The 13,157-nt window shown below is 67.8% G+C and carries 14 protein-coding genes; 7 read left to right on the forward strand and 7 right to left on the reverse strand.

Features of this window, described 5'->3' with window-relative positions:
- Positions 1–10: 10 nt before the first annotated feature.
- Complete coding sequence (locus RVF83_RS00165) at positions 11–226, reverse strand: biotin/lipoyl-binding carrier protein (protein WP_005195222.1); 216 nt, start codon at positions 224–226, stop codon at positions 11–13.
- Between the two features lie 143 nt (positions 227–369).
- Here RVF83_RS00165 and RVF83_RS23675 point away from each other — a divergent pair, with 143 nt between their 5' ends.
- A complete protein-coding gene (locus RVF83_RS23675; RefSeq protein ID WP_369758845.1) occupies positions 370–444 on the forward strand; it encodes a 50S ribosomal protein bL37 in 75 nt (24 codons plus the stop codon).
- Positions 445–566: 122 nt separating this feature from the next.
- Here RVF83_RS23675 and rsrA read toward each other — a convergent pair whose 3' ends face one another.
- Together rsrA and RVF83_RS00175 are read right to left on the reverse strand one after the other, a co-directional pair.
- Positions 567–854 (reverse strand): mycothiol system anti-sigma-R factor, encoded by a 288-nt coding sequence (rsrA, locus tag RVF83_RS00170; protein WP_005195223.1) that lies wholly within the window; start codon positions 852–854, stop codon positions 567–569.
- Positions 851–1,561 (reverse strand): sigma-70 family RNA polymerase sigma factor, encoded by a 711-nt coding sequence (locus RVF83_RS00175; protein WP_039879988.1) that lies wholly within the window; start codon positions 1,559–1,561, stop codon positions 851–853. Before RVF83_RS00175 ends, rsrA begins: the two co-directional genes overlap by 4 nt.
- Positions 1,562–1,932: 371 nt before the next feature.
- Between RVF83_RS00175 and ybaK the strand changes: the two genes are divergently transcribed.
- Complete coding sequence (gene ybaK / locus RVF83_RS00180; protein ID WP_005195225.1) at positions 1,933–2,427, forward strand: Cys-tRNA(Pro) deacylase; 495 nt, start codon at positions 1,933–1,935, stop codon at positions 2,425–2,427.
- A 37-nt stretch (positions 2,428–2,464) separates the two neighbouring features.
- Positions 2,465–3,241 carry an SOS response-associated peptidase gene (locus tag RVF83_RS00185; RefSeq protein WP_039879989.1) on the forward strand — a complete coding sequence of 259 codons (777 nt, stop codon included), beginning with the start codon at positions 2,465–2,467 and terminating at the stop codon, positions 3,239–3,241.
- Position 3,242: 1 nt separating this feature from the next.
- On the opposite strand, the gene RVF83_RS00190 is transcribed toward RVF83_RS00185, so the two are convergent.
- Complete coding sequence (locus RVF83_RS00190) at positions 3,243–4,271, reverse strand: zinc-binding alcohol dehydrogenase family protein (RefSeq protein ID WP_005195227.1); 1,029 nt, start codon at positions 4,269–4,271, stop codon at positions 3,243–3,245.
- A gap of 139 nt (positions 4,272–4,410) precedes the next feature.
- Here RVF83_RS00190 and RVF83_RS00195 point away from each other — a divergent pair, with 139 nt between their 5' ends.
- Genes RVF83_RS00195 through RVF83_RS00205 form a run of 3 tightly spaced genes read left to right on the forward strand, consistent with a single transcriptional unit; the run spans position 4,411 to position 6,874 of the window.
- Positions 4,411–5,538 (forward strand): ABC transporter permease, encoded by a 1,128-nt coding sequence (locus RVF83_RS00195; RefSeq protein ID WP_005195229.1) that lies wholly within the window; start codon positions 4,411–4,413, stop codon positions 5,536–5,538.
- The gene (locus RVF83_RS00200; protein ID WP_005195231.1) at positions 5,535–6,215 is read left to right on the forward strand and encodes an ABC transporter ATP-binding protein; all 681 of its coding nucleotides are present in this window, start codon (positions 5,535–5,537) and stop codon (positions 6,213–6,215) included. The genes RVF83_RS00195 and RVF83_RS00200 overlap by 4 nt, the downstream gene beginning before the upstream one ends.
- Before the next feature lie 17 nt (positions 6,216–6,232).
- Positions 6,233–6,874, forward strand: coding sequence for a TetR family transcriptional regulator (locus RVF83_RS00205; RefSeq protein WP_005195233.1), 642 nt, complete (start codon positions 6,233–6,235; stop codon positions 6,872–6,874).
- Here RVF83_RS00205 and RVF83_RS00210 read toward each other — a convergent pair.
- Positions 6,859–8,355, reverse strand: a complete 1,497-nt coding sequence (locus tag RVF83_RS00210; RefSeq protein WP_005195235.1) for a flavin-containing monooxygenase — start codon at positions 8,353–8,355, stop codon at positions 6,859–6,861. The two genes, RVF83_RS00205 and RVF83_RS00210, sit on opposite strands and share 16 nt — an antisense overlap.
- A 73-nt stretch (positions 8,356–8,428) precedes the next feature.
- Positions 8,429–9,619 (reverse strand): hypothetical protein, encoded by a 1,191-nt coding sequence (locus RVF83_RS00215; protein WP_005195236.1) that lies wholly within the window; start codon positions 9,617–9,619, stop codon positions 8,429–8,431.
- 112 nt (positions 9,620–9,731) lie between these two features.
- On the opposite strand from RVF83_RS00215, the gene RVF83_RS00220 reads away from it, so the two are divergent.
- Positions 9,732–10,982 carry an MFS transporter gene (locus RVF83_RS00220; RefSeq protein ID WP_039879986.1) on the forward strand — a complete coding sequence of 417 codons (1,251 nt, stop codon included), beginning with the start codon at positions 9,732–9,734 and terminating at the stop codon, positions 10,980–10,982.
- Here RVF83_RS00220 and malQ read toward each other — a convergent pair.
- Positions 10,954–13,095: a 4-alpha-glucanotransferase gene (gene malQ / locus RVF83_RS00225; protein WP_005195239.1), complete on the reverse strand. Its 2,142-nt coding sequence runs from the start codon at positions 13,093–13,095 to the stop codon at positions 10,954–10,956. The genes RVF83_RS00220 and malQ overlap by 29 nt on opposite strands.
- Positions 13,096–13,157 lie beyond the last annotated feature (62 nt).

Consider the following 13,157-nt stretch of genomic DNA (forward strand, 5'->3'; position numbering starts at 1 on the left):
GGGTGCGGGGTTATTCGAAGGTGGCGATGACGTCGCCGGCCTGGATGACGTCGCCCACCTTCACCTTGAGGTCGGCGATGGTGCCCGGTTCCTCCGCGAGAACGGGGATCTCCATCTTCATGGACTCGAGCAGCACCAGGGTGTCACCGACCTCGATCTGCTGTCCGGGTGCTACCAGGACCTCGAGGACACTCGCGACGATCTCTGCCACCACGTCTTCAGCCATGCACATAAGTTAGCCCACGAGGTGACCGGCGACGTCGGGTCGGGGCCGGTCTCGACCGGGCGATGGCCGACCGGGTTTTGGCACGTGGGAGAATGCCTGAGACACTCAGAATGTCCCCATCCGCCGGCAAAAGGAGATGCGTCATGGGAAAGCGCGGACGCAAGAAGCGCGCTCGTAAGAAGAACGCTGCCAACCACGGCAAGCGTCCGAACGCCTGATCTCCGCCTCACGGCGGGGTTCGGCGAACGAGCACCAAGAAAAACGCCCGGGTACGGCCACCATGGCCACCCGGGCTTTTTTCGTGTCGTCACCCCCGGGTTCGCCGGGGGTGACGGGGGTTTCAGCGGTCGGTCTCGGCGACCTCTTGGATGATGACCGTCTTGCGGATCTCCACGCGCAGACGATCTCGCAGCCCCTGCGGCGCCTGGTCGCCGCCGCACTTGCGGTTGACGAGCGCCTTCAGCTGCCGTTCGATGCCGTAGTGGGCGAGGCACGACGGGCAGGTGTCGAGGTGACCCTGTAGCCGCTTGCGGGCGTTCTCGTCGCACTCGTTGTCCAGCAGCAGCCAGACGTCGGCGATGACTGCGGAGCAGTCGAGTTGGGTGAGTTCCGGATCGATGTCGCTCATCGCGCCACCTCCGCGCCCTTGGCCGTGGCGGATCGGTGGAAACCACGCTCTCGGGCGACGTCGGCCAGCAGCTCACGCAACTGACGGCGTCCTCGGTGGAGTCGGGACATGACGGTGCCGATGGGGGTGTCCATGATCTCGGCGATCTCCTTGTACGGCAGGCCTTCCACGTCGGCGTAGTACACGGCCATCCGGAAATCCTCCGGAAGCTCCTGCAGCGCGGCCTTGATCTCGTCGTCTGGAAGGGCGTCGAGGGCCTCGATCTCCGCCGAACGCAACCCCTGGGAGGTGTGCTCGGCAGTCGACGCGAGCTGCCAGTCGGTGATCTCGTCGGTCGGGTACTGCGCCGGCTGGCGCTGTTTCTTGCGGTAGCCGTTGATGTAGGTGTTGGTCAGGATCCGGTAGAGCCACGCCTTGAGGTTGGTGCCCTCCCGGAACGACGCGAAAGCCGTGAACGCCTTGATGTAGGTCTCCTGGACCAGATCCTCGGCATCGGCGGGATTGCGGGTCATCCGCAGCGCGGCACCGTACATCTGGTCGAGCAACGGCAGGGCGTCGCGCTCGAACCGTTCGGTGAGCTCCTCGGGGGACTCGCTCGGATCGGCGCGTCGCGGCGCACCCTTCTCGGCGGACGCGTCCGCAGCGGAGCCGGTGGCGGTGGACCCCGGACCGGCTGCTTCGGTGTCGGCTGACTCGGCTTCGGCCACTACGATCCCTTCGATGAGAGGCGTCACTGGGACGTTGCCGGTCAAGCTTACCGACCCCGGCCCGGACAGGAGGTGCGTCGCCTCCACGAGTACCGGTGGTTCGAGTACCGCCGCTGTGCTCATCTCGGTTCTACCTCCTCGCATGCGCTCCCGATCTTCGTGTCGCAACCAGTCACAACAGGACGGGGCGGGCGGTTTGTTCCCGACGTGACCGGCGACATCACGCTGCGTCCATCGGGCACATCTCGGCGAACGACGCCGATCGGGCCTCCCTTTCCGTCACGGTGAATCGAGCGCAGGTCGCATACGCTCTGCAGGTCAGTTCCCCAGACCGTTCCCGCGAGATCGTTCCCATCCAGGAGGCCCCGACCATGGCGGCAACACCCGCGATCGCTGCCCTCGAACGCGCGAAGATCGCCCACTCCGTGCACCGCTACGACCACGACCCACGATCGGAGGCCTACGGGGCCGAGGCGGTGGAGGCCCTGGCCAAGGAGCTCGGGGTGATCGGCGAACAGGTCTTCAAGACGCTGGTCGTCGAACTGTCCGGTGGCAGCCGCCCCGGTCTGGCCGTCGCCGTGGTGCCGGTCCCCCGCAAGCTGTCGGTGAAGGCCGCCGCCGCCGCGCTCGGCGCGTCGAAAGCGCAGATGGCCGAGGCCAAGGCCGTCACCCGCAGCACCGGTTACGTCCTCGGCGGCGTCTCCCCCGTCGGGCAGCGGACCGCCCTGCCGACGGTCGTCGACTCCTCGGCACTCGAGTTCGACCGGATTCTCTGCAGTGCCGGCAAACGCGGCCTCGAGATCGCCCTGGCACCGGCCGATCTCGTCGCGGTGACGAAGGCCGTGGTCGCCGACATCGCGGTGTGAGGTCCCTCTGTCGCAGGCGTAGGGCAGCATGGTGACCATGTGCGGACGCTATGCGGTGACCACCGATCCGGCGAAGCTCGCGGCGGAGATCGACGCGGTCAACGAGGTTCCCGAACCGGCGAGGGAACCCTCCGATCCCGACGCCCTCGACCTCGACACCCCCGCACCGCGCGCCCTCGGCCCGAACTACAACGTCGCACCCACGAGCACGGTGATGACCGTGGTCAAGCGGCATTCCCCGGAGGACCCCACCGACGATCCGCTGCTGCGCATCCGCGCCATGCGCTGGGGGCTCGTGCCACCGTGGACCAAGGAGATCGGCAAGGGGCCGCTGCTGTTCAACGCCCGCGCCGAGAGCGCCGCGGAGAAGAGTTCGTTCCGCGCGTCGGTGAAGTCCAAGCGGTGCCTGGTCCCGATGGACGGCTGGTACGAGTGGAAGAAGGGTCCGCTCGACGGCAAGGGCAAGCCCACCAAAATCCCGTTCTACATGTCTCCACAGGACGGGACCCGACTGTTCATGGCCGGGCTGTGGTCGGTGTGGCACGACAAGACCTCCGACGACGCCCCGCCGCTGCTGAGTTGCTCGATCCTCACCACCGATGCCGTCGGCAAACTGCGCGACGTCCACGACCGGATGCCGCTGATCATGCCGTACGACAACTGGGATGCCTGGCTCGATCCGGATCATCGGGCGCCGGGCGAGCTGTTCGCGCCGCCCACCGAACCGCTCGTCGAGGCGATCGACATCCGGGAGGTCGCCCCGCTGGTCAACCGCGTCGCCAACAACGGGCCGGAGCTGCTCAACCCCCTCTGACTCAGAGGTCGGCGACGAGCACGGCCGCCCCGTCGAAGCGTCCCGCGGCCAGGTCGGCGAGGGCACGGTCGCCCTGCGACATCGGGTACTCGTGGGTGGTCGCCCGGACCCCGTGTTGGGCGGCCAGCGTCAGGAACTCGGCGCCGTCGGCGCGGGTGTTGGCGGTGACCGAGCGGATCTCCTTCTCGTAGAACAGTTCCCGTTCGTAGTTGAGCGGCGGGACGTCGGTGAGATGGATTCCGGCGATCGACAGGACGCCGCCTCGGTCGAGCGCGCGCATCGCCACCGGTACCAACTCGCCGACCGGGGCGAAGGTGATCGCGGCGTCGAGCGGTACCGGCGGCGCGTCGGTGGCATCACCGACCGACGCCGCGCCGAGGTCGGCGGCCAAGCGTCGGGACTGCTCGCCACGGGTGAGGACGTGCACCTCGATGCCGAGCGCGATCGCCAGCTGCGCACAAAGGTGGGCACTACCGCCGAAACCATAGAGTCCCAACCTCTTCGGGCGGTCGGCGGCGGCTCCCAGGTCGTCGAGCAGGCCGGTCCGCCGCAGCGCGCGATAGCCGATGATCCCGGCGCACAGCAACGGGGCGATCGAGACGTCGTCGATCCCGGGCGGCAGCGGATAGGCGAAGGCCGCAGGCACGGTCACCAGCTCGGCATAACCTCCGTCGACGTCCCATCCGGTGTACACCGATGCCGCACAGAGGTTCTCGGCACCACGGATGCAGCGATCACAAGTGCCGTCGGTGCGGTGCAGCCAGGCGACGCCGACGCGGTCACCGAGGGAGAAGCCGTCCGCGCCCGGACCGAGTTCGACGACGTCTCCGACGACCTCGTGTCCGGGCGTCACATCTGCGCGGCGGACCGGCAGATCCCCCTCGGCCACGTGGAGATCCGTACGGCAGACACCGCAGGCACGAACCCGGACCAGCAACTCGCCGGCCCCGGGCCGCGGTTCAGGTTTGTCGACGAGCCGCAATGGTCGGGTGTCGATCGGCCCCGGCTCGGTCACCGCCCAAGCACGCATGCACCTCAGGTTAAACCCGCCCACACGCTGCGGAGCAGTGTTGCGCATGACCGGTCTCACACCGCACGGACCACCCCTTCCCGACACCGCGTCGGTATCGTTGCCGACATGGTGTCGGTAAACATGCGAGGGCAGTGACGTGTTCCTTGCCCTTCGAGAACTCTCATTCGCACGCGGACGATTCGCCCTGATGGGATCGGTGGTCGCACTCATCGCCATCCTGATGGTGCTGCTGAGCGGCCTGTCGGTCGGTCTGGTCAACGACGGTGTCTCCGGATTGAAGAACCTGCCGGTGACCTCCTTCGCCTTCCAGAAAGACATCGCGACCGACTCCGCCTTCTCCCGCTCCCTGGTGCCGACGTCGGCGGTCGGGACATGGGCCGAGCAGCCGGGCGTCGAGGACGCCGCACCGTTCGGCAACACCCTGATCAACGGACGCACCAACACCGGCGTGGACATCGACCTCGCCCTCTTCGGTGTCGAACCGGGCAGCTTCGTCAGCCCCACCGCCTCCAAGGGTGAGTCGCTGTCGAACACCCCCGGTGAGCTCGTCATCAGCCAGACCGCCGCCGAGGACGGACTGTCGATCGGCGACACGGTCACCGTCGAACCGCTCGGCACGCAGCTGCGGGTCGTCGGAATCCTCGGCGGTCAGAGCACCTTCGGGCACGTCGACGTCGCGTTCGTCCCGCTGAAGACGTGGCAGGAGATCCGCGCCGGAGCTCGTCCCGGAGAACCGGTGCCGCCACGCGTCTACGACGACATCACCGCCGTCGCGGTGAAGGCCGACAAATCCGTGGACCTGGCCGCCGGCGACGCCGCCGCGGACACCACCTCGCTCACTCTCGACGAATCCTTCGGCGCCTCACCGGGCTACACCGCCGAGACCTCGACCCTCTCGTTGATCCAGGCATTCCTGTACGCGATCTCGGCCCTGGTCGTCGGCGCGTTCTTCACCGTCTGGACGATCCAGCGCAGACAGGAGATCGCCGTGATGCGCGCGATGGGCGCCTCGACCGGCTACCTCCTGCGCGACTCGCTGATGCAGTCGTTCATCCTGCTGCTCGTCTCTGCCGGCGTCGGGATCGGAATCGGCGTCGGCCTCGGCGCCGCCATCGGATCCACCCCGATGCCCTTTGCCCTGGAGACCGGTTCGGTCGCCGCAGCCGGCGGGCTGCTGATCCTGTTCGGCATGATCGGCGCCGCCGTCGCGGTACTCCGCATCACCCGGGTCGACCCTCTGACCGCCTTGGGAGGCAACCGATGACCGCGCTCGCTCTCAACGCCGTCAGTCTCGTCCACGGTGACGGGGAAGACGTGGTCACCGCACTCGACGCAGTGAACCTCGAGGTCGCCGCCGGCGAATTCGTCGCCGTCGTCGGCCCGTCCGGATCGGGCAAGTCCAGCCTGCTCGCGGTCGCGGGCGGCCTCATCACCCCGACGTCGGGGAAGGTCACCGTCGGCGACGCCGACCTGGGAACCGCGTCGAAGCGGGAGCTGACCCGGATCCGTCGCGAACACATCGGGTTCGTGTTCCAGAGCGGCAACCTGCTCGACGCACTGACGGTCGAGGACCAGCTGCGTCTGCCGCTGACCTTCGGTCGCGTCGCCGAGTCCCGCTCACCGGCCCAACTGCTAGCCGGAGTCGGCATGTCGCACAAGGCGAAGCGCCGCCCCCATCAGCTGTCGGGCGGTGAGCGGCAGCGCGTCGGTATCGCGCGTGCGCTGATGACGCGGCCGGATGTCCTCCTGGTCGACGAGCCCACCGCCGCCCTCGACCGCCGGCGCAGTCACGAGATCGTCGAACTCCTTGCGCGCGAGGCGCACGAGCACGGAGTCGCGACCGTGATGGTGACCCATGACCAGGACGTTCTCATACACTGTGACAAGGTGTACGAGATGATCGACGGACAACTGAACCCGGGCTCACCGGCGTCCAGATGAGCTGAGGAGGTGGGCGTTTGCCACGCATCCAGGCGCCCACCGTCGCCGAACACCGTCGACAGCAGGAACAGGCGATCCTGGCCGGTGCGAAGGCGATCCTCGCCGAGACCGGCGAGGCACCGACCCTGGCCGCGGTCGGCAAGCGCGTGGGTCTCGCCCGCTCCAGCGTCTACCAGTACTACTCGTCCAGCGAGCAACTCGTGGGTGCGGTCCTGGCCGATCTCCTCCCCAGTTGGGATCGATTCGTCCGAGATCGTGTCGGCGCACAGACCGAACCGGGACAACAGATCTGGGGATACATCTGTGCGAACGTCGAGCTGTTCGTCGGGTCGGAACAGGCAGTGGCGAACGCGCTCGTCCGAATCGTCGATCCGAGCGTCCTACAGGAGCCGATGCAACGGTTCCACCGGGAACTACAGGAGCCGCTCGTCGAGGCCCTCACGGCCCACGGCGAGGAGCGCCCGCTCGAGGTCGCCCAGCTGATCGACTCGATGATCGTCCAGGCGTGCAGGTCACTGGGAGCCGAACATTCCGAGAACCCGCCCCGGACGCCTTCGACAGCCGACGGGTCGGAGATCACCGCGATGATCCGCCGAATGATCGGCGGCTACCTCGGACTTCCCGACGACCGGCCCGGTTCGGTTCAGCGGAAGGCGTAGTCGGCCAGTGGGAACGAGTCCATCTCCCGCAGGGTCCGCAACGTGGAGGCCGGCCGCAGGAGCGTCGCCTCCCCGTGCTGGTTGAAGTAGTAGCTGCGCGAGCTCACACAGTTGCCGTTGTAGAAGACCGACGACTGCAGACGGTCGGTCACCTCGCCGAGGAAGGCGTCGTTGGCGATCTCGGTGACCTCGAAGGTGTCCTGCCCTCGGCGTCGGAGTTCACCGAAGAGCCGGGTGATGTGCTTCATCTGCCCCTCGATCGTGGTGAAGTACGACAGACCGCTGTACGAGTACGGACTGTTCAGCGAGATGAAGTTGGGGAACTTCGGCACGGTGACACCCTCGTAGGCCTGGAACCTGCCCTCGCGCCAGAACTTGCCGAGGTTACGTCCCTCCCGCCCGACGATGTCGAAGGCGGGGAAGTTCACGTCCCACAGGTTGAATCCGGTTGCCAGCACGAGGGTGTCGATCTCGGTCGTAGTCCCGTCGCCGGCCAGGATCCCGTCGGCCTCGAGCCGGGCGATGCCACTGGTCTGCAGGGTCACGTTGGGCTTGGTGAAACTGGCGAAGTACGTGTTCGAGAAGGTCGGCCTTTTACAGCCGAAGTCGTAGTCGGGCGTCAGCTTCCGACGCAGCTCAGGGTCGGAGACCTGGGATCGCAGGTGCGCCTTGGCCAGTCGGGCGGCCAGCTTGTTGCCGGGCTTGAGCTGCTTGTAATGCAGGACGCCGGAGACCATCAGCAGTTCCAGCAGCGAGGTGTTGACCAGGCGAGCCGCCTTCTGCGTCAACGGGATACGCCGGAACAGCTGCTGCACCGCGGCCGGGATCGCGAAGTCGATCTTGGGCACCACCCAGATCGGCGTCCGCTGGAAGACGGTGAGCGCGTCGGCACGCGCGGCCACCTCCGGGATCAGCTGGACGGCCGTCGCACCGGTGCCGATGACCGCGACCTTCTTTCCGGTGAAATCGAAGCCGTCCTCCCAGGCCGCGGTGTGCAGGATCTTTCCCTGGAAGTTCTTGATCCCCGGGAAGTCCGGGACGTGGGGCTGGGAGAGGAAGCCGGTCGCGGTGACGAGGTAGCGGGCGGTGCGCTGCGATCCGTCACCGGTCCGCACGCGCCACAGCCGCGCGGCGTCGTCCCACTCAGCGGAGTCGACGGTCGTCCCGAACTCCATGTGCCGTTTGAGGTCGTACTTGTCCGCGACGTGGTGGGCGTAGCGCTTGAGCTCGGGACCGGGCGCGAACAGACGCGACCAGTTCGGGTTGGGCTCGAAGGAGTACGAGTACGTGACCGAGGCGATGTCGACGGCGAGACCGGGATAGTGGTTGACGTGCCAGGTCCCGCCGAGATCGTCCTCCCGCTCGAGTATCGCGATGTCGTCGATGCCCAGGCGCTTGAAGGCGATGGCGGCACCCATACCACCGAAGCCGGCGCCGACGATCAGCACCTGGTGAGCAGGCGCGTCGTGTGCAGGTTGCATGAGAGACCCCAATAACTGTAACCGACAGTTACTGTAACCTATCACACACCGCGAGCCTGTGTATCGGCCCTGTTCAGGCGATCGCGGTACCGTCCCAGAGCACGTCGAAGAACTGTGTCGCCATCAGTTCCTCGCTCTTGTTGCGATTGAGCCCGAGTTCTTTGCGATAGGCGAGGATGTGCTGTAGCGACAACGCCGAGTACAGCAACGGCAGGTGGTCGTGCGGCTGGTCGTAGACACCACCCGCCCCCTTGGCCGCAACGAGATTCCGGCGGAGATGAGACGGGTGCTGGAGCGCGTCGCGCAGCACCGCTGCCTTGATCATCTTCTTGCGCCCCGCCGGGACGACGACGAGGTCGCCCGGGTCGAACAGGGCGGTGTCGAACTCCTCGGACGTTGCCACGGTGCAGCCGGCGGTTGGTCGCGGATTGCACTCGACCATGTGGTGGACTCCGTCGTCGGTGACGAGGTAGTCGAAGCTGATCTGCCCGTGCCAGTTGAGTTCTCGCGCGATGGTCTGCGCCGCGGCGAGGGATTCCGGAGAGTCGACGGACCGGAAGACGATGCCGCCACGGTCGTCGATCGCGAGGGGATGCTCGTAGCAGGAGTGCAAGACGATCTCGCCGTGGTGGGCGACGCTCCAGCTGCACCGGTCGACCCCCGCGAGGTACTCCTGGACGAGCCACGGGTCGTCGGGCGTCGGGGTGACATCGTCGACCGAGGACTCCCCGGCCAGCGACCCGGTGTTGGTGAGGATGTCGAGTCCGCCACGCCCGAAGGCGGCCCGGGCGAACCAGTGCGGCCACCGCGCGGTGGCCTCCCGCAGCTCTTCACGACTGGTGGTCGTCACCGACTCCGCGGCCGGCAGTCCGAGTTCGCGGCAGAGAGCGGTGAACCCGACCTTGTCGTGGACGCGGGCGAGGGTCTCGAATTCGGGGAAGAACAGCTCGACGTCGGGGTGGGCGGCGGAGATGCGGTCGCGGTGTTTGGCGAGGTAGAAGACCTCCTCGAACATCGGGAGCAGCCAGGTGATGTCGTGCTCGCCGATCGCATCGATCACCGCGTCGACGAAGGCGTTGGTCTGCTGGGTGGGTGCGGGGAACACGAGATGGCGTCGCGCGCCGCGGGAGTGACTTCCCGGCGCCGCTCGGAAGGTGTCCGCGGCGGTGACGTCCCGCCCGGTCTCCCCGAGCTTGTGGATCTCGTCGACGGCGAACGGCATCCGGGATGTGGTCACGAGGATGTGCGGTTCAGAGGCCTGCATGGCTGGGACGATAAGCGACGCGACGGCATCCGTCCGGCGATGGCGGGCAGATGGCGAGGTTTTTGTTCCCGGTGGGCGCCCCGAAGCGGTCCGGCGGTAGCGTGGCAGTCTCATGACTGATCGCGCCGGCACCCCTCCCTCCCCTCCCGCCCGAGGTGCTTCGGCATCGGCCGCGCCTCGTTCGACCACCCCCTCCTTCGTGGCGGCGGTCTACGCTTTCGCCGTCGTCATGCTCGGGACGACGCTGCCGACGCCGCTCTACTCGCTCTACGGCGAGAAGCTCGGCTTCGGTGTCGCCACGACGACGGTCATCTTCGGTGTCTACGCGGCCGGCGTCATCGCCGCTCTGATCGGCTTCGGCCGCTGGTCGGATGTGATCGGGCGGCGCAAGCTGCTCATCGCCGGGGCCCTGCTCTCGGTGGCCAGCGCCGTCGTGTTCCTCACCGCCGGACCGGTCTGGCAGCTGCTGGTCGGCCGGGTGCTGTCCGGGTTGTCGGCGGGGATCTACGCGGGCGCCGCGACGACCGCGGTCATCGAACTCGCACCGCCGTCGTGGCGGAGCCGGGCGCCTGCGGTCGCGACCGCGGCCAACATCGGCGGACTCGGGATGGGACCGCTCATCGCCGGTGTGCTCGCCGAGTATGCCCCCCATCCCCTGCACACCCCGTTCTTTCTCGACCTCGTCCTCCTGGCACTCGCGTTCGCCGGGATCTGGCGGCTACAGGAGACGGTCGACGTCAAACCCGGTGCCCGTCTCGGTGTTCAGCGCCTCTCCGTACCGGCCGACATGCGCGGTGTGTTCGTCCGTGCGTCGATCGCCGCCTTCGCGGGCTTCGCGGTGATGGGTACGTTCACCGGAATCATGCCGTCGTTCGTCACCCAGATCCTCGGCGTCGACGACCGCGCGTTCACCGGTTTCCTCGTCTTCGTGCTGTTCGCCTCCTCGGCGGTCACGCAGATCGTGGTGCGGCGCATGCCCACCGAGCCCGCGCTGATCGCCGGTTGCGCGGTCCTGATCGGCGGCACCTGCCTGTCGATCGTCGGCCTGGTCGCTGCGTCGACCGCGGCCCTGCTCGCCGGGGCGGTGGTGTGCGGTGTGGGACAGGGCATGTCTTTCAGCAAAGGACTCGCGTCGGTGGTCGCGGCCAGCCCGGCCGACCGACGCGCCGAGGTCACCTCGACCTATTTCGTGGTCGCCTACGTCGCGATCTCCCTGCCCATCGTCGGGCAGGGTGTGGCCGCACAGCAGTGGGGACTGCGGCCGGCCGGCATCGCCTTCAACATCGGCGTCGCGGTGCTCGCGCTGGTGGCACTGGTCTTGACTATCGCTGTGGTCAGGCGCCCGGGACCCCGTACTCGTTGAGCACGTCCACCAGCTGCCGGAAGCGCGCGCTGCTCACGAGATCCTCCACGAGCACCACCTCACCGTCGGCGTTGGCGAGCGGGATGCACCAGTTCGGGTACTGCTCGGCACTCGTTCCGGGTTGGTTCTGAATCCGCCTCTCCCCCACCGCGTCCACGAGTGCGACGCTCAACAGCACCGACGGCGTGTGCGCGATGACGGCGTAGAGGGCGTCGACGACCTCCGGGTCCGCCAGCGGGGTGTCCCGCGACAGCAGACCGCGTTCGTAGGCGAGTTCGAGGACGGCGTCGCGTTCGCGCTCGTTGCGTTCCCGTTCGGCGTCTTCCCCGGTCTCGAGCAGTCCCAGCCGTGCCCGCAGCGCGATGTGGTCACCGGCCAGGTAACCCGACGTCGGCGGGAGGTCGTGGGTCGTCACGGACGTCAAGCACAGTTCGCGGTAGCGTTCCGGCGCGATCGCCGCCTTGCGGTCCTGCTCGAACCACAGGATCGACGTGCCCAGGATTCCGCGCTCGCGCAACGTGTCCTGCACCGTCGGCTCGAAGACCCCGAGGTCCTCGCCGACGACCACTGCATCGGCCCGCTGGGCCTCGAGGGCAAGGATGCCGATCAGTGCCTCGCTGTCGTAGTGCACGTAGGTGCCGCCGGCCGGTCCCATGCCGTCGGGAATCCACCACAGCCGGAACAGTCCGAGGATGTGGTCGACGCGGACACCACCGGCATGACGCAGCACGGTGCGGATCATGTCGCGGTAGGGCCCGTAGCCGGCCTCCGCCAGACGACGCGGATGCCAGGGCGGCTGATCCCAGCCCTGCCCCTGCTGGTTGAACCCGTCCGGCGGTGCGCCGACCGTCGCACCGGAGGCGAGCACATGGCCGAGCGCCCAGGCGTCGGCGCTGTGCCGGCCGACGCCCACGGCGAGGTCGGCCATCACGCCGATCGACATGCCCGCGGACTCCGCGGCATGTGCCGCGGTGGCGAGCTGCTCGTCGCAGATCCATTGCAGCCAGATGTGGAAGTCGATGCGCCGCGCCAGTTTCCGGCGCTTCTTCTTGAGGTAGGTCGGATCGAGGAACTTGTCCTGCCAGCGCGGGTCGTCGGCGTCGTAGCGCTCGGCCAGTGCGCACCAGGTCGCAAATCGTTTGAGGCCCTTGCCCTCACGCTTCCGGAACTCGCGCAGGGCGGTCTTGCGGGCGGGGCTCAGCGGCACGCCGTAGATCAGTTCGAGCGCTTCCAGCTTGGCCCGGTAGGACTTGTTGCGCCGGATCTTGTCGGTGGCGGTGTTCTCGCCCATGAACCCGCGGGTGAGTTTGTCCAGCCACTTGCGCTGGGATTTCGACAACCCGTCGAGCTCGGGGATGTCGGTGACCCGGATGTAGATCGGGTTGAGGAAGCGTCGGGTGACCGGCAGGTACGGCGAGGCCTCGATCGGAGGGTACGGTTGCGCCGCGTGCAACGGGTTGACCTGCACGAAATCTGCGCCGTATGCACTGCCCGCGACCTCGCAGATGCCGGTCAGGTCGGCGAAGTCGCCGACGCCCCAGGAGTCCGCCGAACGGATCGAGTACAGCTGTACGGCCAGGCCCCACCGCTGCCGCCCCAGCAACCGGTCCGCGGTGTGCAACCGGCGCGGGGTGACGATCAACGGTGCGCTCGACGCCGTCGAGTCGTCGAGGTCGAGTGCCTTGATCTGGTGGTATCCGGGTTCGAGGTCGTCGGGGATCGCGAAGGTCGCCCGTCCGACGAGCGCGCCGTCGATCTCCCGCGGGTCGACCCACACGTCGAGCTGTTCCGGCGCGACGTCGCGGCCGTCCTCGGTGGCGATCCACACCTTCACCAGGTTGCCGTGCGGGACATGGACCCAGAAGGTGTTGCCGCCGCCCTCGGTCACGACCGTGACCGCCGGGACGAACTCGCGCCACGGCCGCTCGTCGACCGCGCGGATCGATTCCTCGATCTCCTCGGGTGAGTCCGCGGGCACGTCGAGCGCGGTGAGGACGGCGACCAGCGTCTCCGCGCTCACGTCGTGGGTCTCCTCGTCCCAGCCCACATAGCTGGTGGCCACACCGTGACGATGCGCCAGTTCGGTCAACCTCTCGGGGATCACGTCAGCCACCCCGCCATCGTCTCAGGATTCGACGCCCCGTGCCCCCCGAGGCGCCCGGACCTCGCCGACGA

Source organism: Gordonia rubripertincta (genome assembly GCF_038024875.1).
Taxonomy (GTDB): domain Bacteria; phylum Actinomycetota; class Actinomycetes; order Mycobacteriales; family Mycobacteriaceae; genus Gordonia; species Gordonia rubripertincta.

Excerpts from the sequence above, each read along its gene's own strand:
- RVF83_RS00165 (WP_005195222.1), bottom strand. The coding sequence starts at position 226 with ATGGCTGAAGACGTGGTGGCAGAGATCGTCGCGAGTGTCCTCGAGGTC.
- rsrA (WP_005195223.1), bottom strand. The coding sequence starts at position 854 with ATGAGCGACATCGATCCGGAACTCACCCAACTCGACTGCTCCGCAGTC.
- ybaK (WP_005195225.1), top strand. The coding sequence starts at position 1,933 with ATGGCGGCAACACCCGCGATCGCTGCCCTCGAACGCGCGAAGATCGCC.
- RVF83_RS00185 (WP_039879989.1), top strand. The coding sequence starts at position 2,465 with ATGTGCGGACGCTATGCGGTGACCACCGATCCGGCGAAGCTCGCGGCG.
- RVF83_RS00190 (WP_005195227.1), bottom strand. The coding sequence starts at position 4,271 with ATGCGTGCTTGGGCGGTGACCGAGCCGGGGCCGATCGACACCCGACCA.
- RVF83_RS00200 (WP_005195231.1), top strand. The coding sequence starts at position 5,535 with ATGACCGCGCTCGCTCTCAACGCCGTCAGTCTCGTCCACGGTGACGGG.
- RVF83_RS00210 (WP_005195235.1), bottom strand. The coding sequence starts at position 8,355 with ATGCAACCTGCACACGACGCGCCTGCTCACCAGGTGCTGATCGTCGGC.
- RVF83_RS00215 (WP_005195236.1), bottom strand. The coding sequence starts at position 9,619 with ATGCAGGCCTCTGAACCGCACATCCTCGTGACCACATCCCGGATGCCG.
- RVF83_RS00220 (WP_039879986.1), top strand. The coding sequence starts at position 9,732 with ATGACTGATCGCGCCGGCACCCCTCCCTCCCCTCCCGCCCGAGGTGCT.